20 protein-coding genes and 1 riboswitch are annotated in these 18,404 nt (G+C 43.8%); of the genes, 2 read left to right on the plus strand and 18 right to left on the minus strand.

Annotated elements, in window-relative coordinates; translation table 11 throughout:
• Nucleotides 1–8: 8 nt before the first annotated feature.
• The 8 genes from Q8R38_06480 to Q8R38_06515 all read right to left on the minus strand — a co-directional run bounded on the left by Q8R38_06480 (nucleotide 9) and on the right by Q8R38_06515 (nucleotide 6,154).
• Nucleotides 9–632 carry a hypothetical protein gene (locus Q8R38_06480; protein MDP3791671.1) on the minus strand — a complete coding sequence of 208 codons (624 nt, stop codon included), beginning with the start codon at nucleotides 630–632 and terminating at the stop codon, nucleotides 9–11.
• A gap of 4 nt (nucleotides 633–636) precedes the next feature.
• On the minus strand, nucleotides 637–1,179 hold the full coding sequence (locus tag Q8R38_06485; GenBank protein MDP3791672.1) for a HAMP domain-containing protein: 543 nt from the start codon (nucleotides 1,177–1,179) through the stop codon (nucleotides 637–639).
• 19 nt (nucleotides 1,180–1,198) lie between these two features.
• A complete protein-coding gene (locus tag Q8R38_06490; protein ID MDP3791673.1) occupies nucleotides 1,199–1,798 on the minus strand; it encodes a SurA N-terminal domain-containing protein in 600 nt (199 codons plus the stop codon).
• Complete coding sequence (locus Q8R38_06495; GenBank protein MDP3791674.1) at nucleotides 1,788–2,363, minus strand: nucleoside triphosphate pyrophosphatase; 576 nt, start codon at nucleotides 2,361–2,363, stop codon at nucleotides 1,788–1,790. The genes Q8R38_06490 and Q8R38_06495 overlap by 11 nt, the downstream gene beginning before the upstream one ends.
• On the minus strand, nucleotides 2,356–3,594 hold the full coding sequence (locus Q8R38_06500; protein ID MDP3791675.1) for an NAD(P)/FAD-dependent oxidoreductase: 1,239 nt from the start codon (nucleotides 3,592–3,594) through the stop codon (nucleotides 2,356–2,358). The genes Q8R38_06495 and Q8R38_06500 overlap by 8 nt, the downstream gene beginning before the upstream one ends.
• A gap of 1 nt (nucleotide 3,595) precedes the next feature.
• The gene (locus Q8R38_06505) at nucleotides 3,596–4,789 is read right to left on the minus strand and encodes an aminoacetone oxidase family FAD-binding enzyme (protein ID MDP3791676.1); all 1,194 of its coding nucleotides are present in this window, start codon (nucleotides 4,787–4,789) and stop codon (nucleotides 3,596–3,598) included.
• 1 nt (nucleotide 4,790) lies between these two features.
• Nucleotides 4,791–5,444, minus strand: coding sequence for an RluA family pseudouridine synthase (locus tag Q8R38_06510; GenBank protein ID MDP3791677.1), 654 nt, complete (start codon nucleotides 5,442–5,444; stop codon nucleotides 4,791–4,793).
• Nucleotides 5,445–5,515: 71 nt separating this feature from the next.
• A complete protein-coding gene (locus Q8R38_06515; protein MDP3791678.1) occupies nucleotides 5,516–6,154 on the minus strand; it encodes a hypothetical protein in 639 nt (212 codons plus the stop codon).
• A gap of 76 nt (nucleotides 6,155–6,230) precedes the next feature.
• Between Q8R38_06515 and Q8R38_06520 the strand changes: the two genes are divergently transcribed.
• Nucleotides 6,231–6,653: an EamA family transporter gene (locus tag Q8R38_06520; protein MDP3791679.1), complete on the plus strand. Its 423-nt coding sequence runs from the start codon at nucleotides 6,231–6,233 to the stop codon at nucleotides 6,651–6,653.
• The gene (locus tag Q8R38_06525; GenBank protein ID MDP3791680.1) at nucleotides 6,653–7,027 is read left to right on the plus strand and encodes a hypothetical protein; all 375 of its coding nucleotides are present in this window, start codon (nucleotides 6,653–6,655) and stop codon (nucleotides 7,025–7,027) included. Before Q8R38_06520 ends, Q8R38_06525 begins: the two co-directional genes overlap by 1 nt.
• Here Q8R38_06525 and Q8R38_06530 read toward each other — a convergent pair.
• The 10 genes from Q8R38_06530 to Q8R38_06575 all read right to left on the minus strand — a co-directional run bounded on the left by Q8R38_06530 (nucleotide 7,024) and on the right by Q8R38_06575 (nucleotide 18,004).
• Nucleotides 7,024–7,953, minus strand: a complete 930-nt coding sequence (locus Q8R38_06530) for a hypothetical protein (GenBank protein MDP3791681.1) — start codon at nucleotides 7,951–7,953, stop codon at nucleotides 7,024–7,026. The two genes, Q8R38_06525 and Q8R38_06530, sit on opposite strands and share 4 nt — an antisense overlap.
• A gap of 1 nt (nucleotide 7,954) precedes the next feature.
• A complete protein-coding gene (locus tag Q8R38_06535; GenBank protein MDP3791682.1) occupies nucleotides 7,955–9,376 on the minus strand; it encodes an aminotransferase class III-fold pyridoxal phosphate-dependent enzyme in 1,422 nt (473 codons plus the stop codon).
• A complete protein-coding gene (locus Q8R38_06540; protein ID MDP3791683.1) occupies nucleotides 9,373–10,035 on the minus strand; it encodes an MtnX-like HAD-IB family phosphatase in 663 nt (220 codons plus the stop codon). The genes Q8R38_06535 and Q8R38_06540 overlap by 4 nt, the downstream gene beginning before the upstream one ends.
• Complete coding sequence (locus tag Q8R38_06545) at nucleotides 10,022–10,909, minus strand: alpha/beta fold hydrolase (protein MDP3791684.1); 888 nt, start codon at nucleotides 10,907–10,909, stop codon at nucleotides 10,022–10,024. Before Q8R38_06545 ends, Q8R38_06540 begins: the two co-directional genes overlap by 14 nt.
• Before the next feature lie 169 nt (nucleotides 10,910–11,078).
• On the minus strand, nucleotides 11,079–12,563 hold the full coding sequence (locus Q8R38_06550; GenBank protein ID MDP3791685.1) for an ATP-binding protein: 1,485 nt from the start codon (nucleotides 12,561–12,563) through the stop codon (nucleotides 11,079–11,081).
• 1 nt (nucleotide 12,564) lies between these two features.
• Nucleotides 12,565–13,233 carry a response regulator transcription factor gene (locus tag Q8R38_06555; protein ID MDP3791686.1) on the minus strand — a complete coding sequence of 223 codons (669 nt, stop codon included), beginning with the start codon at nucleotides 13,231–13,233 and terminating at the stop codon, nucleotides 12,565–12,567.
• Entirely contained in the window at nucleotides 13,215–14,393 is a 1,179-nt protein-coding gene (locus tag Q8R38_06560; protein ID MDP3791687.1) for an MFS transporter, read from the minus strand. Before Q8R38_06560 ends, Q8R38_06555 begins: the two co-directional genes overlap by 19 nt.
• Complete coding sequence (locus tag Q8R38_06565) at nucleotides 14,390–15,418, minus strand: hemolysin family protein (GenBank protein MDP3791688.1); 1,029 nt, start codon at nucleotides 15,416–15,418, stop codon at nucleotides 14,390–14,392. The genes Q8R38_06560 and Q8R38_06565 overlap by 4 nt, the downstream gene beginning before the upstream one ends.
• Nucleotides 15,415–16,605, minus strand: a complete 1,191-nt coding sequence (locus tag Q8R38_06570; GenBank protein MDP3791689.1) for an Nramp family divalent metal transporter — start codon at nucleotides 16,603–16,605, stop codon at nucleotides 15,415–15,417. Before Q8R38_06570 ends, Q8R38_06565 begins: the two co-directional genes overlap by 4 nt.
• Before the next feature lie 67 nt (nucleotides 16,606–16,672).
• On the minus strand, nucleotides 16,673–18,004 hold the full coding sequence (locus Q8R38_06575) for a CBS domain-containing protein (protein MDP3791690.1): 1,332 nt from the start codon (nucleotides 18,002–18,004) through the stop codon (nucleotides 16,673–16,675).
• 248 nt (nucleotides 18,005–18,252) lie between these two features.
• Nucleotides 18,253–18,365: riboswitch (cyclic di-GMP riboswitch) on the plus strand.
• The last annotated feature ends 39 nt before the right edge of the window (nucleotides 18,366–18,404 follow it).

Genomic DNA, 18,404 nt, shown 5'->3' on the forward strand with positions numbered 1-18,404 from the left:
ATAATATGCTATTCATCCAGATGCGAATTTACATAGGACGAGAACATATCCTTTACTCTTGCGGGCAGCACCACGCCTATATCCTGGTCTACAACCGCGCGTGCCATCTCCCGGACGATAGTTGAGTCCGACAGATCTTCTTCGCAGACATATATCGTCTTGCTCTTATTTACATAAAAGGATGAGACCTCTCTGGCCTTATCGAAAATATTGTAGTACTCTTCGTCCAGCTCTTTTTTTGTTTTGAATATCTTTATATTTATGCGTAGGTCCGGATACATATCGAGAAGCTCCTTCGTCCTTATGAATAACATATCCAGCCTGTATGCTATCTTTTCGGATGAGCTTCTCACGTTATCCGGATAAGAATTGCGGCCGTACGCGGAAAGTATCCTCGTCCTCAATTTCCTCTCTATCGATTTTAAGTCATCCTGCGGGAGATAATATACGGTAAAATAAGCGCTCTTAAATGTGCCCCAGCTCTGCGAGCCGGACACATCCGCATATCCGATCTGGCCGGTATCATTCATCTCTAATGACGTGCTTACGCTGTTTATATATTCGCTCAATAACGGCATATGGCTGAAAGATGCCCATGCTATTAGCGCCACGCCGAAAAAACCTTTTTTCATAAAATTATACCTTGAATTTCTCCGCAACCTTCTTTAGATCTTTCGATTTTGACTTGGCCAGTTCAATATTATTGGCGTTCAAAGCTGACTCTATATCATCGGATATCTTCTTGATACCGGCAATGTCATGATCCAGGGCTTCCACCATTACGTTAAGTCCGTTGGCGAGAGATTTCATCTCATCGCCCTTGCGCAGGCCAAATCTGATCTTAAGATTACCGTTTGATATTTCCTTAATATCCTTCTCAAGACGATACAAAGGACCGGCTATTCTATGCGAAGTGATAAGCGCGACCGCTATCGTGGCCAGGCCGAGCGATACTATGACTATCGCACCCGACAAAAGGACACTCGGTAGAATAAAATCCGCCGTACTCTTTATAACCAGGCGGGAATTTTCGAAACTCGTAGTTACGGTGGACCTTGCCATAAGATATACTATTGCGCCCGATACAGCTGTAGCGATAATCACTAAAGAAGCGAATTTGACTATAAATTTAGCCTGAAATTTCTTGTTAACAAAATATTGTCTTCTTCTGTTCGGCATAATCACCTCTTTTGAAATTTTACCGGACCTCTATTTCATGCAGGGCCTTCTTGTCGATCTTGACAGAAGCCCTCATCCTCAACCCATCCACCCATTTCTCAAGAAGAATCTCTTTCTTTCTCCTTAGGATAATATCCTTTATTTCGCCTTCCATATTTTCGATTGACGGAAACTCGGCCTGCTTCTCGGCCGAAACTTCGCCCTTCATCTTATTGTACTCACTCAAGATCTCATTTTTATCTACATGTATCATCTCCGATATTTCCTGCAGTTTCTTCTTAAGCAACGCCTTAACGAGAGTCTGCTCCCAGTATCTTTCTATCTGCCTCATGAAGGATCTCTCTTTATCAAAATTTTCCTTCTGCGCCTCCTGAACCAGGACTTTACGCGTTATCAGTTCCTCCAGTATATCCTCTTTGGCGTTGACGGGATCTGTGGCGAGAAACTTATGCGCAATCGTTGTCTTAAGGCCGTCGTTGAAATCCGCTACCGTTAACTCATAGTTATTGACCCTGGCAATCACCTTGTCTTCAGGCGACATAGCCTCTTTACTCCTACCGCATCCGGCGATCAATAAAAACGACACCGATACAATCAATAGGATATTTTTAGAATACATCAACACCTGCCTTGTTTAGTATTTTGGATAATTTCGCCATCGGAAGTCCTACTACATTATAGAAGCATCCTTCTATACGGTCAATAAAAACACTGCCGAATCCCTGTATATCGAAACTACCGGCCTTATCAAGAGGCGATACCCTGTTAAAGTAATTCTTTATCTGCTTATCGCTTAAGTGGTACATATACACTTTCGTCTTATCAAAATCGGTATATATCTTTTTCCCGTCGATATCTATCACCGCTATGCCGGTATAAACCCATTGGGGTTTGCGTGAAAGCAGTCTAAGCGTCTCAAAGGCATCCTTCATATTTTTGGGCTTTCCGATTATCTTTTTGCCTACTAAAACTACCGTATCAGCCGATATAACTATGCCGGAATCGAATCTCTTAGCGACATCTTTCGCCTTAAGGAGAGCGTTTTCCACCACAAGTTCACCACAGGTCGTCTTTATAACCCTCTTCTCCCTGACATCCGATGTAGCTACGGTAAATTCGATACCTATATCTTTCAGTAGTTTACGACGGGCTTTGGACTTTGACGCTAATATTATCCTACGCATTGGCCGCGCTCTCCCCCGCAAGATACCCTGTAGAAAATGCCTGCTGTAGATTATATCCGCCGCTTGGCGCGCCGCCCTCGATTACCTCGCCCGCAAAATATAACCCCGGCACTATCTTGGATTCCATCGTCCTGGGGTTTATCTCTTTAGTAGAAACTCCGCCGCAGGTAACCATAGCCTCCTCTATAGGCAGGGTACCTGTTATAGTAAGCGGGAGAGCCTTTAATACCCTGGCAAGCGCTCGCCTCTCATCCTTGGATATCTGATGAACTTTTTTATTGGCATTGAGGCTGGCCATCTTTATTATAGTTGGCACAAGCCTCAAAGGAAGCATTCCTGAAAGCATATTCTTTACCTCTTTACCGCCATGCTCTTTGAATTCCCTTAAGAGCTTATCTTCCATCTCTTCCGTCTTTATCCCGGGCTTTAAATCAATAAATAGACCCATTTCTTTATGCTCATCCAACAGATGGGCTATTTCACCGCTTAAATCCAAAATGAGAGGCCCGGAAACGCCAAAATGGGTAAGAAGCAATTCCCCCACTTCCGAGCATATCTTCTTTTTTCCGGCGACAAATACTATGCTAATATTCTTTAGCGTGAGTCCTTGAAGCTCTTTTACCCATTCTTCTTTTACCTTTAGAGGAACGAGTCCCGGCCTTAGTGCTATTATTGTGTGGCCCAGTTTTTTCGCGAACTGAAAACCTTCGCCGGATGAGCCGGTGTCGCGATATGACGCTCCCCCCGTGGCGAGTATAACCTTTTTTGCGCTGTCTAAACTCTGGCCGTGAACAAGAGCAAAGCCTTCTTTGTCTTTCTTTATCTCTTCAATACGCGCTTTATATCTTATATCAACGTTGTTCTCTTTTAAACATTCCACCAGCACACTTGTTACAGAGCGCGCGCTGTCTGTTACAGGAAATACCCTGCCTTGCCTCTCTATCTTTAATTCAAGATGCCTGGACTTAAAAAATTCCATAAGATCTTCGTTTGAAAAACGCGATAATGCGGTCCTTAAGAACTGCCCCGTCTTGCCGAACTTTTCTATAAAGATATCCTGCTTACCGCTATTGGTAAGATTACACCTGCCTTTACCCGTAATAAGTATCTTACGCCCTACAGAATCGTTCTTCTCCAGCAATACTACTCTTTTATTTAGCTGTCCTGCCCTTATCGCCGCTATCATGCCTGCGGGGCCCGCCCCTATAACCGCTATGTCGTATTTGGCCATATTAAGAAAAAGCCGCCTCTCCTGCGGTAAGCCCGGATGCCCAGGCCCACGCCAGATTATATCCGCCGCGTTTACCGCAGACATCTAATGCCTCTCCGGCGAAATAAAGGTTCTTTACCAATTTTGATTCCAAAGTAAGCTCATTCACTTCTTTCGTATCGACACCGCCGGAAGTAAACTCAGCCTCATTCCAGCCCCTCGTACCTAAAACTTTGAATAATCTATTCTTAAGCGACATCGCTATGTCCTCCGTATCATCCTTGTCAAGATGCTCTTTTAAGGCCGGTCCAAATTTATTGGGCAATATCCCAACAATCAATTCTTCCGCGGGAAGAGCGCGCTCCACTCTTTTTGCTATCTCGTTTTCAAGCACTCCGGCGTCCATAAATGGCACCATATCTATCGATATAAAAACATTATTCTTTTTATGCCTGTTTATAGCAACGGATATCTCTTCGCTTACGTCTATTATGCTCGTGCCGGAAAGCCCATATTTTGTAAATAGCAGGTCTCCCCTTGATTCACATACATCTTTTCCGTCTATAACAGCTTTAACCTTCGCAAATATCTTCTGGCCCTGCAGGAGATGGCAGAGTTTATCCTTCACAACCAGCGGCACCGCTGCCGGCACGGGCTCGATGATCTTATGGCCCAGCCTATGGGCCAGTTCGTAACAGCTGCCGTCAGAACCCAGCGCCGGGTATGACTTGCCGCCGCCGGCAATAATGAGCTTGCCGCATTCCATGCTTTTGCCGCTCTTCGACTTGACTGAAAATATTCCGGCCGAATGTGAAATTTTATCTACCTCAAAATTTAATTCCGTCACAATGCCAAGCCTGGCAAGTTCCATCTCCAGCACTTTTAGCACGGACGAGGATTGATTTGTCGCGGGGAATACGCGGCCGCCTTCGGAATATGTCTCCAGGCCCAGGTCTTTGAAAAAATTTAAGATCTCTTCTTTTCCATACCTGGTAAAGACGGATTTGACGAGATTTCTCGCGGATCGGTTATAGCCGGATTCGTCCAAATTTTCGTTTGAGAGATTACATCTGCCGTTACCCGACGCTAAGACCTTCTTGCCTACCTTGGGCATCCTTTCGCAGATAACTACAGGCACGCCTTTACGTCTCGCGCCTATCGCGGCTGTGATTCCCGCCGCGCCGCCACCGATAACTAAAGTATGGGAATTTTTCATATTATCCTGTATTTTGTAAAAACTTTTCCATATCATCCGGCATCGGTGATTTGAATTCCATTGTCTCTTTTGTTACCGGATGCGTAAAACGCAGATATGCCGCATGCAACGCAAGCCTTTTGAACTTCAATTCAAAATCTTTTCTAAAAACATAAACGCTTTCCCCTAAAAGCGGGTGACCTATGGATTTCAAGTGTATTCGTATCTGATTGGTTCTGCCCGTTACAGGCACGGCCTCTATTACAGTAAAATTCTCATGCCTTTCTACTACGGTATACTTTGTCTGGGCGCTCTCTTTACGCCCCTTGCTCTTATTATAGATATCCCTATCTATAGTATCAAATTTTTTCTTTACCACACCATGCACAAAAGCTATGTAGGCCTTCTTTACGGCTCTTTTTTTGAATTCCTCCATCATTGCCGCCTGAATAGCCTTGCCTTTGGCATAAAGAATGAGCCCTGAAGTCTCGCGGTCTATGCGATGACATGGATAGGCATTGGCTTCTACCCCGCGTTCATCAAGCTCGCGATTTAGAAGATGGGTTAAAGTGTTGGTCTCTTTATTGGGTGTGGGTATAACGAGCATGCCGGAAGGCTTACCAACAACGATTATCTGCCCGTCTTCGTAGATTATATTGTACCGCTTACCGTCCATAAGGACAGTATTATATCATATCGGGAGACGCTTTCCAATTCAATCGGGAAGCTGCCCCCCCACCCTGGTTACTAACCAATAAACATTATGAATACACCCGTAAGCGCTATGACGATTCCCGCAAAGGCGTGGGAATACCTCTCTGCGATATCATGCCTTACCAGATGTATGCCAAAGTGAGCGAGCAGCGTCTGCGCCAACATCATAACTATAGTCACCAGAGAAAATATCAGGCTTGTCGTCAATATCCCTATCCAGCCATACTCTGTGGCAAGAAACATTAATGGCACTAAAGGCTCGCATGGACCAAGAACAAATATAGCGAATAAAGTCCACATAGTTATTGTCTTCTTATCGATATCTTTTGTATCGATATGCTCATGTTTATAATCGCGCGCTTTCTTTAGTCCCCACATAGTATATGCCACTCCAAAGCCTATCAAAAGCCATAGGCCTATCTCGCTCCTATGAGATTCGATCGATTTCAGGTTGGCCAGGCTAAAACCTAATAATATACCTATGCACCCCAAAAGTATCGAAGATCCTACATGTCCAATGCCCGAAACTAAAGTTACCATCATTAATTTCGTCCTCGACCATTTTTTTGCCTTGCCGATAACGGCAAATGGCATCCAATGGTCTGGCGCCAGAGCATGTAAGAATCCTATTGAAAGAGTCGAAACCATTAATAGAAAATAGCTTTTGTTCATACTGCCTCCATCTCGGATAATTATACCAAAACATTCTTATCTTTTCAGCAATATTAAGTTGTGCTATAATCGGGCCATGGCAAAAAAATTCGCCGGTATATTCTTACTTAAGGTGATCGCGCTTATAATAATAAAGGATACGATTGAGTCCTTCGGCGATCTCTTCTTCAAGATGGGCACCCTCTCTACCGGTATTTCGAATGTAACGATGGCCAATGTGCTTGAATTTGCCTCAAGAGTGACATCTAATCCGTGGCTATGGGTGGGAGTCATCCTATACCTCGCCAACTTTTTCCTATGGATAGCCCTTTTATCGAGAGTAGACTTGAGCATAGCATTCCCGATGTCGAGCCTTACATATATTATAGTGCCTTTTTTGGCAATAGCATTTCTTCAAGAAAAAGTCGCGCCTATCAGATGGGCCGGCATACTCTTTATTATAATAGGTGTAAGCTTATCCGGGCGCGCGGCGAGTAATAATAAAGGCGGGGTAACCTGATGAGCCTTAAACTTATTATTCTAATAGTGCTTGCGGAGATATTCATATGCTCGGCGCAATTTCTATTTAAGACAGGCGCTAACAAGCTTAAATTCCACAATCTTAATACGATAAATGGATATATAACATTTATAAAATCATCATTGGCTATTCCGGCAATATGGGGAGGCTTGCTGCTAAACGCATTTGCCGTGGTGGTATGGATACTGGTGCTCACGCTCGTTGACTTAAGCCTCGCGATACCCTTGGACAGCATTCACTATGTATTGATACTTATAGGCTCACATTTCTTTCTTAAAGAGCGCCTTACCTGGGAAAGAGTAGCGGCTACGCTATTTATTGCCGGCGGGATAGTGCTTGTAGCTCTTGGCTAAGAAGGTAGTAGAAGTTCCAATATCCTGATATTTGTCGCTTCGTTCACGGAATCTATTATAGACTGATCTTTGTCCATAGCGCTGAAATGGCGCGGGTGGCCGATATCGTTAATGGCCGTTCTTATAAATCCTTCCGCCTTTACCAAAGAATAATCGCCTGTTATATCGAGGCCTGCGATCTGACAATTCTCTTTTATAAAATTTAGCATGAGTAACAAGTCTCCCAAATCAAGAGCGCCCTCTTCCCAGTTGGTAAGCGAATACCGATCGTATAGACAATCCTTATCTATCGTGACATAGACTTTTTTTGTAGGAAGGCGGCGTAATATATGCAGAAAAAATTCGGCTATATTCTTGTCTTTAAGCTCCTGCCAATATATCTCATTAAAAAATAGCCCATTTTTAACCGTTATCGATATATTTTTCGGTATATTCTTTAAAAAAACTTTTGTCGGTTTATGCTGATAAGGATATATCTCCACCCTATCGTCCTTTAATAAATCGTAGCTGCCGGTCTGGATGACGTTCGGGGAAATATCTCCGGAAGACGCTCCTAATAATATTATTTTTTTTACGTTCTCTTTTTCCGCGATCTTCGTTACCCATGCGCCGCAACTTATCCTGGGCGGCATCATATCCCAGTCGGGATGGCGGTCAAACGAAATTACGCTTATATCTTCGCTGAATTGATCTATCAGCAGACTTGCTACATGGTGGAAATCACCTGAACCAAGAAATGTTACGGAATGTTTTGCGGCGGGGTCGATAGATGCCCTTATCTGATTAAATGTTTTTTCATCCGAATATAACCGTGCAGCGGGTCCAAATTTTGTGAGATCTACCACAGAAGGGCTGAAGCGCTCGATTAGGCGCTTCTGCCGTGTTACACTATTATCAAAATTTAGTATCCGTACCGGTCCAACCATTTTATGATATCGCGGCTATGCCTTTTTTCAACGCTTCTTCGAATAACTCGACAGCGAGATCCATCTCTTTCTCGGTAATATATAGCGAAGGCGCGAGAGTGAATACATTTTTGTAATAACCGCCCACGTCGAGAACGAGCCCTCTCATCTTCCCGCCTGCGGTCAATTCCCCCGATAACCCTATCTGGGTTATCGCGTCCGTAAGCTTCTTGTTAGGCGTATATCCGTCTTTTTCGCATATCTCCATCCTTAGCGCAAGACCAAGCCCGTCGACATCGCCTATCTGCGGATACTTCTTCATCAATTGCCTCAATCTCGACACAAAGTATTCGCCCTTCTTAGGTACTTTTACGGCAAAACCTTCTTCTTCCATTAACTTCATTGCTTCAAGGCCTACCGCTGTACCCAAAGGATTTGATGAGAACGTGGAATGGGTCGAACCTGGCCCGAAGACCTTTGGAGATATCAATTTTTCTTTGGCCCAAATACAGGATATCGGGTTTAGCCCGTTAGTCAGCGCCTTGCCCATTACAACAATATCCGGCACCACGCCAAAGTGTTCGATCGCCCATAGTTTTCCTGTCCTGTAGAAGCCCATCTGTATTTCATCGTCAACCATAAGAATATTATATCTATCCAGGACCTCTTTTAATTGAGAAAAATAATCAAGAGGCGGTACCACATACCCGCCTGTGCCCTGCACAGCCTCGATATAGAAAGCACCGAATTCACACTTACCCGTCTTTGTATTAAGAACGGAGTGGTACTCTGTTTCAAAAAGTTTCTCGAATTGTTTCAGGCAGTACATATCGCACATGTCTTTTTTCTTGCCGTACGAGCATCTGAAACAATACGGATACGGGATAAACTGCGCCCTATCCGAAAAATGTCCGAACTTCTCCCTGTATCTATAACTTGATGTTATTGCCGACGCGCCAAGTGTCCTGCCGTGATATCCGCCCTGAAAAGCGAACATCAGGTTCCTGCCGGTATGGCTCCTGACGAGCTTCAAAGAATCTTCTACTGCGGCCGAGCCTCCTACATTGAAATGAACCCTGCCCTTCTCCTCAAATGTCATCTCGGCCTTTCTAGCTATCTTGGCGGCAAGCTGTATCTTCTCCTCATGAAGATATTGACATGCAAGTTGCGGCAACCTATCTATCTGTTTTTTAAGCGCATTATTCAGTCTTTCGTTTCTATATCCAAAATTCACCGCAGAGTACCACATCTGCAGATCCATATATTCAGTGCCGGCTTTGTCATACAGATATACGCCTTCTGCCGTATCGAAAATATTCAGTTTTTCCGAATAATGGACGGTATCTCCCCATGAACAATAATCCGCTTCCAGTTTTAAAAGATCTTCGCCCTGGCTCGCCTTGGACTTTACAGGCTTATTCAAAACCTTTTCATTCTTCTTCATCTATCCATCCTCCTCATAAAGTCATAAACGTTTTTTAGGCTGCTAAATGATATGAAGGGCTTGCCTTCTCTTAATAAATATTTCTTTAGATTACCTTTCGCGAATACGATATCCGAATTTTTTGACGGACATAGATCGGACAGGCCGTCGCCTATATATATTATAACCCTGTCATCGAATTTGCTTTTGGGCAGGTGGTTAGTTTTGCAATTGCCGCATATCCTGCAATTTTCATGCTGGTGCGGAAAATGCGGAACTAACTTACCGCCGGACAATTTTATCTTATTTGAATATATCTTTATGCCGTTTATTCCGTTATTACGCAGTATCGATTTTATGAAATACGAGAAACTATCGCTTAATATGACCGGCTTAACCTGGCTTTCTTTGAGCAAAGCTATTATCTTTTTGAAATACGGGTCCACTTTTATTCTTGCCAAATACCGGTCGAGTCTTGCCTTATCAACCCTGACGCTCTTCAACTGGCCCGACAGGCAGCCTTTTGAGCCTATCTTGCCTTTTTTCCAAGCAACTTCAAACGCCATCCATTTCTTATTTACCGAAAACTTCTCCACTATACTATCGAGCACATCAAAGTGGGTTATCGTATTATCGAAATCGAAGAATACCGCGCAGTCCGACAGATTATCTTTGTGCATTTTGAAAGAAAGCCTCCATCTTTGCCGCGACCGTATCGCGCTCCTGATCCGCGGTAACAACGTGATAAGAATCGTATAAGAGCACTATCTCTTTCATGGATGAACCGATCTTATCATATATATATTTCGAATTTTTAACGCTCGTCATATCGTCGTCTTTAGCCTGAACGAGCTGGACGGGAATTTTTATATGCGGCAATCTCCTCGTAATGTGTCTGACCAGGTATTTCAGTTGGCATAATTGCGCCACCGGGAAATAAGGATATCCGTACTGTTCCACATTCTGCATATTGTCAAGAGTGGCTGTGGAGTAATATTTGTGGATACGGTTCTGTATCGCCTCATTCTTTATTCCGTATGGCGGCTCTTCTTTAAAATAGGCAAAATGCCTTAATGGCGTAAAATAACCAAGCGGCAGAATAAATCTTGCCCAGGGGGTATTCCAGCCGTCATAAAATAGTGTCGGCGCCAGACAACAGACGCCCTTAACTTTATCGCTGAATTCATCGGCAAGCAGAAGGGCCAAAAGGGCTCCCATGGATAATCCGCCGGTAAATATCGGTCCCGGATGGTCCCCTAACTCGCCTTCTGTAAATATTTTGCGTACAGATTCGTAAAACTCTTCCCATTTTGCGTGTTTTAGCACGCGTATCGAATCACCGTGATAGGCAAGCCTCGGGCATATTACCGTGTAACCCTTCTTATTAAGATAATTTGCCAGAAACCGCATCTCATTCGGTGTGCCGGTAAGGCCGTGTATCAATACCACCGTCGCGCCATTATCGCCTTTGAGAGTAAAGCCATTGCCGGACGTCCTGCCGGACGGCTCTTCTTTTTGAATCTCCTTTAAACGAAACGACCACACAACAGACATATTAACGCCTTTCTATCTTATGTATTAATATTACACTATATGGCATGAGAACAAGATTAAATTAAGATTAAAATATTTTAATATTGCATTGGAGACGTTTTCCAAATGCATAAGGAAGCTGTCCCTACATGGGGGCAGCTTCCCGATTGACTTGGAAAGCGTCTCCGGTTCAAACAGGATACGAAAGCGGAAGGGAAACTGTGAAAGTGGCGCCTTGGTTAGGCTGACTTGTAACTGATATAACGCCTCGGTGAGACTCGACGATCGACTTTGCTATGCTAAGCCCCAGGCCGAATCCGTGATTGGTGCGCCTTGCGCGCGCAACCTGATAGAATCTGTCAAATATGTAAGGCAGTTCTTCCTCGGGGATGCCTATGCCGGTATCGCTTACCACCACTTTTATATGGCTGCCGTCTTTCTGCGCCATCACTATGACTTTGCCTTTTCTCAATGTATATTTTATGGCGTTGTCGAACAGGTTTACGAATAACCGCCTTAATTGATCCTCGTCTCCATCCAATATAAGATTATCCTGCCGCGATAGCGATGTGTCTATGTCCTTCTGTTGAGCCAATATCTTCATGTCGTCCATAACGCGATTAAGCACGCCGCCCAGATCCACCCTTCTTATCTCGAGCGCGACCTGATTATTGTCAAATCTCGCCAATGCCAGAAGATCCTCTATTACACGCGACATCTTGCCTATCTCCTCAAGGCTGCTATTAAGCACAGCTTCATATTCCTCCGGCGATCTCAATTTTTTTAGAGTGACTTCAAGCTCACCCTTAAGTATCGTAAGCGGTGTTCTTAACTCATGAGATATGTCCTGTATAAACTCATGCTGTGACGTAAAGGACTTGTCCAGCCGCTCTATCATGTCATTGAATGTATCGGCAAGCCTTTTTATCTCATCCTTAGTATCGGGTAGATGTATCCTTAATTTCAAGTTTTCCGCCGTGATCTTCTTTAGAGTATCTATCATGTGATCAACCGGACGTAATGTTAAGCGCGCTAAAAACGCTCCAGCTATTCCCGTAATAATTACAGTGATGGGCAGAAGAACGAATAGCAAAATTCTTAACCCTTTTAAGGCGATATATATCAGGCCCTGCGCGCTTACGACCTGGATAAGATATTTGATCTTACCGTCCTGCTGCACAGGTTTGGTATAGACTCTGAACGCTATAGGCTTGCCGGGCTGCGCCTCTCCTTTGAGCGTATCAAAACTATCTTTACCCTCCAGGATATAATCAAGATCGTCTTCGGAGAGAGTATATATCTTCGGAGCGTTTTTGGAGGATACTAATTTTTTGCCGTTAACATCAAGTATCTGGGCATAGATACTCATAAGGCTGGGGTCTTTGGACTTTTCTATAACCCAGTTACTTGCCATTGTCAAAAACTTATCTGTATCGGCCTGGGTGGCGGGCGCTGAAGACTTGCCGGATTCGGAATTCTTCATCTCTTCTATTTCCCAATACGTAGATATGGCGCTGGCAATACCTCCCGCGCGTGAGCTTAAAAGATCGTCCAGGTCTCCATACAAGACATTTTTAAAATTCTGGTACACCAGCACGCTGAACGCGAGAAGTGTGATGGTCAATAACCCCATATACCAGAGCACTATTTTGAAACGTATAGATTTGAAGAACATTTTAATCCTCTAAAATGTAACCGCGCCCGCGGATTGTATGAATAAGATTTTTTTTAAACCCATCGTCTATCTTCCTGCGAAGGTAATTTATGTATACATCTATAACATTTGTGTCTGTATCAAAATTGATATCCCATACGTGTTCGGATATCATAGTCCTGGTTATCACCGAGCCGGCATTGCGCATAAGGTATTCCAAAAGAGCGTATTCTTTCGCTGTCAACTCTACCTGTTTTCCGTCTCTAGTAACTTTATGCGAAATAAGATTCATCTCGAGGCCGTTAAATTTTAGCGTAGAAGACGCCTGGTTATCGTGTTTGCGTAAGAGCGACCTTACCCTTGCCAGTAACTCTTCGAACGCGAATGGCTTTGTCAGATAATCGTCGGCCCCCGAATCGAGCCCTCTGACTTTATCGTCTACGGAATCTTTAGCGGTAACCATTATTATGGGAGTGGTTATTTTTCTGGTCCTTAAAGATTTGCAAAGACCTACACCGTCTAACTTTGGGAGCATAACATCCAAAATTATAACGTCATATTGGTTGGTGGTGGCAAGAAACTCGCCCTCGACTCCGTCCTGGGCGATATCCGACGCATAGCCCTCTTCTTTAAGGCCGCGTCTTATCAGCGACGCTATCTTCTTTTCGTCTTCTACAATAAGAATACGCATAATATAGCCGAAATACCCGCGGTAATTGCGCCGTAAACAAACGGCGCGCTGGCCCCTACATAAGTCCACAAAAGGCCCGCTATTACACTCGCTAATAAAACCAGAATGCCTGTAGCGCAGTAATACAACCCTATCGCCGTAGCCCTGGATTCAGCGGGAACCATATCCGCAATATATGCTTTGCTTACCCCATCCGTCATCGCCATGTAGAAACCATAGACCGCAAAAAGCACCCATACGGTAAAGCGCGTGGCATATAGCCCGAAACCCAAATATACCATGGCAAATATGGAGAAGCCCCCAACTATAACCCACTTGCGGTCTATCTTGTCCGATAATATTCCAAATGGGAAAGATAGCGCTGAATACGATATATTGTATACGACATATGCCAGTATAACAAGCGAGATTGAAAGGCCTATATCCTTTGAGCGAATGATAAGAAAAGCATCGCTCGAATTCCCAATGGCAAATATGGATGAGATCAGGATGAATTTTTTAAATTTGGGACAGACACCATTTTTCCAAATATCGATCCGGGAAAAATGGTGTCTGTCCCTATTTTCAGCGACTTTAGGCTTCTCTTTTAGAAATAGCAAGAGTACCACGACAGCTAAAATGGCGGGTATAAACGCTATTAGAAATACCTGGCGTATATTATCCTTTAATATGGCCAGGAGCCAAAGCGCCAGTATAGGGCCAAGGCATGCCCCCAGAGTATCCATAGCCCTATGAAAGCCGAATGCCTTTCCGCGGTATTCAATAGCGGTCGAATCAGCCAAAAGAGCGTCGCGCGGCGACGTCCTTATGCCCTTGCCTAACCTGTCGACAAAACGCGCAAAAAATACCATGGGCCACGCATAGGCAAGAAACAGAAGAAGCTTGCCTATCGATGACAAGAAATACCCGAACGTAACGAATGGCTGGCGTCTGCGAAACCGGTCCGAAAGCCACCCTGAAAAAACTTTCATTAAACTGGCTGTGGCTTCAGCCGCGCCCTCGATCAGCCCCATTATGGCAACCGGCGCGCCAAGAATACTGGTCAGAAATATAGGGATTATGGGATATAACATCTCGGATGAGATGTCTGTGAAGAAGCTTGTAATGCTTAATACTATGATATTTTTATTCAGCCCTTTGAAGAGGCCGTTTTTTCTCATGCGTCCTTACTTTTTTTGACTTTGGCCGTGCCCCGGATATCGTATTCATCCTCTATCTCCCCTACTATCTCTTCTAAGATATCCTCAAGCGTTACCAGGCCTTCTACCACACCTTTCATATCGAGCACAATGGCAAGGTGAGTGTGCCCTTTTTGAAAATCTTTTAATAGGTCTATGACTTTTTTTGAACCGGGAACGAACGCAGGCGGATAAAGGATATCCTGTAGGACTATCAGGCCCTTATTCACAGATAGCGTCAAAAGATCCTTCATATTTATTACACCGATAATATTATTCTCTTTTTCCTTGTAGACAGGGAGCCTGGAATAGCCGGATTCGAGTACCCTATCGATTATATCGTCGACGTTCGCGTTTATGTCTATCATGACCATTTCGCTCTTAGGCTTCATTACACTTCTGACAACAGTCTCGCTTAAATCGAATACCTTTGTCAGCATCCTAAGTTTTTCTTTATGGAGAACCCCCTCCTCTTCGCCTACTTTTATGAGAGCTTTGATCTCTTCTTCCGTAACCAGTGAATCTTTAGCTTGGGGCTTGCCGCCCAGAAGATTCACAATAAAATTTGTTATAACTCCAAGGATCTTGACCACCGGTGACAGCAAGTTTATCAGCACTTTAATGGGCCTGGCCAGTCTTGTTGCTAATCTGTCGGAATTGCGAACCGCGAATGTTTTTGCTGATACTTCCGAAACAATAATTAAAAACGAGACTATGGCTGTTGCCGCCGGAACTACCCAATTTTTTTCTCCAGCAAAATGTATCATTATAGCTGTAACTAAGGATGCTATAAGAGCGCCTACTATGTTATTAGCTACCAGTATCGTTCCAAAGAATTTTTCAGGGGCTTGAAGTATATTAAGCAGTGTCTTGGCGGTTTTAGACCCTTCGGCCGCACGGCGTCTTAATTTAACCTTATTCGCCGCTATGACGGAGATCTCCGACGCTGCGGTTATAGCAGCCAGCAGAACAAGAATTATAAGGATTATGAATTCTAATAATTTCATTTGTTAAAAAATGTTGTTATGGTTAACGCGACAGTAAGCGAGGCAACTATTATAACAGTTGCCCACGCAATTATGTTGAAAAATTTTGAATTTCTGTATTGCCCCATGAGGCGTTTGTCGTTTATCAGAAGCAGCATAAAGACGAGCACAAACGGCAGAAATACAGCATTTGCCGCCTGAGAAAGGAGCATTACCATTATAAGGTTTACCTGCGGAAACATTATCACGCCTGCGCCAAGTATAATAAGAGCTGTGAATAAAAAGTAGAATTGCGGCGCCTCTTTTAATCTCTTGTCTACACCGGTCTCCCAGCCCAACCCTTCGCAGACAGAATAGGCCGTGGCAAGCGGCAATATCATCGCCGAAAATACGGATGCATTGAGCAGGCCAAATGCGAAGAGTGCGGAACAATAACGGCCGGCCAATGGCTCTAACGCAAGGGCTGCGTCCTTTGCGGTCTCGACTCTTACGCCGCTTTTAAATAGCGTGGCCGCGCAGGATATGACTATAAACATAGCCACTATGCTGACGACTACACCGCCTATTATAACGTCCAGCCTTGCGTATTTATAGTCCTTGATATTAATACCCTTCTCTACCACAGAAGACTGCTGATAAAACTGCATCCAGGGAGCTATTGTTGTTCCTATTATACCCATTACCATAAGTATATACGCTTTATTAAAGCTGAATTGCGGATGAAGCACTTCTTTTGATACAACGCTCCATGATGGGTGAACCATAAAGCCCGTTACCACATAGGCAACGTAAAATAAACATGCGATTAAAAATACCTTTTCTACAGACTTGTACGTGCCTTTAACCACTATCCACCATATTATTATCGCTGAGATCGGAAGCGAAATGTAGCGGGATATGCCGAATATTTCGCAGCTTGCGGCTATGCCTGAAAATTCAGAGATTGTGTTCGTAAAATTCGATAATAAAAATGCCGCCATCGCGTAAAATGTTATCTTTACGCCAAATTTTTCTCTTATCAGATCCGCAAGGCCCTTGCCGGTAACCACCCCCATCCTCGAACACATCTCCTGTATAATGATAAGCGCTACCATCATAGGAAGAAATATCCATAGAGTTGAATATCCGAAGTGCGCGCCGGCGACGGAATAGGTAGCGATACCGCCGGCATCATTATCAACATTAGCGGTTATTATCCCGGGCCCCATTACGCTTAAAAATATTAGCAAGCTCTTCCAGGGGGCGGGTTTTCTTATCGTGTCCTGGCTATTCACTCTATAAACCCTTTACTTTCTTAGGTCTTTTTCTCCAAGCTATAGAAACGACCTGGCTTAGTATATCGTCTATAGTTATTATACCGTGCATAATCTTGTTCTCGTCCACAACCGGCAGGGCGGATACCTTGTATTTATCCATAAGATGCGCCACTTCTTTCACGCTATCGCTCAGTTTTATATATATTGTGGATGGAAATATGGTATTTACGACTATCTCCTTCGGATCTGAAAACAATAGTTTTCGTATAGTAGTCACGCCCTTAAGGCGCTGGGTCTCATCAACTATATATATGTAAGGCACCGTCTCAACATCTTTAGTCTGATTCTTTATATATTCTATCGCCGCCTCAACAGACATTGTAGACAGCATCGATACATATTCCATTGTCATAAGGCCGCCCGCGGAATCACTGGAGTATCCCAATAGCGTGGAAAGCTTCTTGGCTCTGTCGGAACTCATCAGGGTGAGTATATTATCAACGGCATTTCTGGACAATTTACCCAATAGATCGGTCGCTTCGTCCGAAGACATATTCGCTACCACCTCTGCCGCTTCCTTTTTGTCTAATTCGTTCAATATGGCTTTTTGATCATCAAATTCAAGATTTTCGAATATTCTCGCCCTTGTATTAACATCTATGGCCCTAAAGAGAGCCATCTTCTGGTTAATGTTAAGGTCCTGCATAATCTCGCCAAAATCTGCCGGAGGTATCGAAAGAAGCTGTTTTTGCGATACCGAGAGCTTCATCGTCATGCTCGCGGAATTTACAGCTACGGGCTGGACGTACTTCCATGAGACCATGTCATCTTTTTTGAGATATGCGGAATCAGGATTTATGGCTTTCAAACAGATATCTATCCACCTTTCCCATCCAAGCCGGCGCATCAGGCCGCGCAGGCCTATATCAACATGAGCGACCATAAGCTCATGATCTATCTTTAACAGATGTATATCATTAACGCGTATTACTTTGTGGTTATGGGTATCTACAACCTGCTGGTCCAGAATATCGCGTTTAAGTAAAAATTCATAGCTCTTGGGCTCGCGCTCAAATTTAATATCGCCTGATTTTAAGTTTAAAACTATCTCCTCATCCACTTCTAATACTGACAAAAAAGGCACACACGCGTATGCCCTATTAATAAAACCTTTTCTTACAATAAGCTCATCGGATTTAGGATAAACATCGCTCATCTTCGCGGAGACATCCCACACTTTGCCTATGAACTTTCTATCGGCATCAAGAACGTCCTTTTCCAGAATTTCGGAAAAGCCCACGAACATCGCAGCTGCTTTTGCTTTAATTTCCGCGCTCGTTACCCCATCCATATTTAATTATTATAGCTTGCCGACAATATATGTCAATATATAAAATTTATTACAACTTGTGCTAAATGTGACCAAATCTACCGTGGCAAACATAAATGTTAAGAGAACCAACATTAAGTAATATATACTTGATACTACAATAATCATATGATATACTTATTATGTAAAGAGATGTGAAAGGTTGTTCTTTTAGATTTAGCGATTTTTGTCGATAAAACCCTGTACCATTCGCCACTTTGTGGCTCAGGTGCAGGGCACGGTAAACTATCCGAAAGGATAGGGCACAAAGCTATAGGGTCCCTGCGAAGCCGCGCTTAAAGTTTTCACGTCGGACGGCGAAGCGAGACAGCCAGTTGCCGAAGCAAGAGATTCTTTTTGTGCCCATTCTATTATTTGGATA

The sequence above is a fragment of the Candidatus Omnitrophota bacterium genome, from assembly GCA_030695905.1.
Lineage (GTDB): Bacteria > Omnitrophota > Gorgyraeia > 2-01-FULL-45-10 > 2-01-FULL-45-10 > CAZHPY01.

Coding starts and splice junctions, on each gene's coding strand:
- Q8R38_06480 (MDP3791671.1), bottom strand. CDS start 632: ATGAAAAAAGGTTTTTTCGGCGTGGCGCTAATAGCATGGGCATCTTTC.
- Q8R38_06485 (MDP3791672.1), bottom strand. CDS start 1,179: ATGCCGAACAGAAGAAGACAATATTTTGTTAACAAGAAATTTCAGGCT.
- Q8R38_06490 (MDP3791673.1), bottom strand. CDS start 1,798: ATGTATTCTAAAAATATCCTATTGATTGTATCGGTGTCGTTTTTATTG.
- Q8R38_06495 (MDP3791674.1), bottom strand. CDS start 2,363: ATGCGTAGGATAATATTAGCGTCAAAGTCCAAAGCCCGTCGTAAACTA.
- Q8R38_06500 (MDP3791675.1), bottom strand. CDS start 3,594: ATGGCCAAATACGACATAGCGGTTATAGGGGCGGGCCCCGCAGGCATG.
- Q8R38_06505 (MDP3791676.1), bottom strand. CDS start 4,789: ATGAAAAATTCCCATACTTTAGTTATCGGTGGCGGCGCGGCGGGAATC.
- Q8R38_06510 (MDP3791677.1), bottom strand. CDS start 5,444: ATGGACGGTAAGCGGTACAATATAATCTACGAAGACGGGCAGATAATC.
- Q8R38_06515 (MDP3791678.1), bottom strand. CDS start 6,154: ATGAACAAAAGCTATTTTCTATTAATGGTTTCGACTCTTTCAATAGGA.
- Q8R38_06520 (MDP3791679.1), top strand. CDS start 6,231: ATGGCAAAAAAATTCGCCGGTATATTCTTACTTAAGGTGATCGCGCTT.
- Q8R38_06525 (MDP3791680.1), top strand. CDS start 6,653: ATGAGCCTTAAACTTATTATTCTAATAGTGCTTGCGGAGATATTCATA.
- Q8R38_06530 (MDP3791681.1), bottom strand. CDS start 7,953: ATGGTTGGACCGGTACGGATACTAAATTTTGATAATAGTGTAACACGG.
- Q8R38_06535 (MDP3791682.1), bottom strand. CDS start 9,376: ATGAAGAAGAATGAAAAGGTTTTGAATAAGCCTGTAAAGTCCAAGGCG.
- Q8R38_06540 (MDP3791683.1), bottom strand. CDS start 10,035: ATGCACAAAGATAATCTGTCGGACTGCGCGGTATTCTTCGATTTCGAT.
- Q8R38_06545 (MDP3791684.1), bottom strand. CDS start 10,909: ATGTCTGTTGTGTGGTCGTTTCGTTTAAAGGAGATTCAAAAAGAAGAG.
- Q8R38_06550 (MDP3791685.1), bottom strand. CDS start 12,563: ATGTTCTTCAAATCTATACGTTTCAAAATAGTGCTCTGGTATATGGGG.
- Q8R38_06555 (MDP3791686.1), bottom strand. CDS start 13,233: ATGCGTATTCTTATTGTAGAAGACGAAAAGAAGATAGCGTCGCTGATA.
- Q8R38_06560 (MDP3791687.1), bottom strand. CDS start 14,393: ATGAGAAAAAACGGCCTCTTCAAAGGGCTGAATAAAAATATCATAGTA.
- Q8R38_06565 (MDP3791688.1), bottom strand. CDS start 15,418: ATGAAATTATTAGAATTCATAATCCTTATAATTCTTGTTCTGCTGGCT.
- Q8R38_06570 (MDP3791689.1), bottom strand. CDS start 16,605: ATGGGGCCCGGGATAATAACCGCTAATGTTGATAATGATGCCGGCGGT.
- Q8R38_06575 (MDP3791690.1), bottom strand. CDS start 18,004: ATGGATGGGGTAACGAGCGCGGAAATTAAAGCAAAAGCAGCTGCGATG.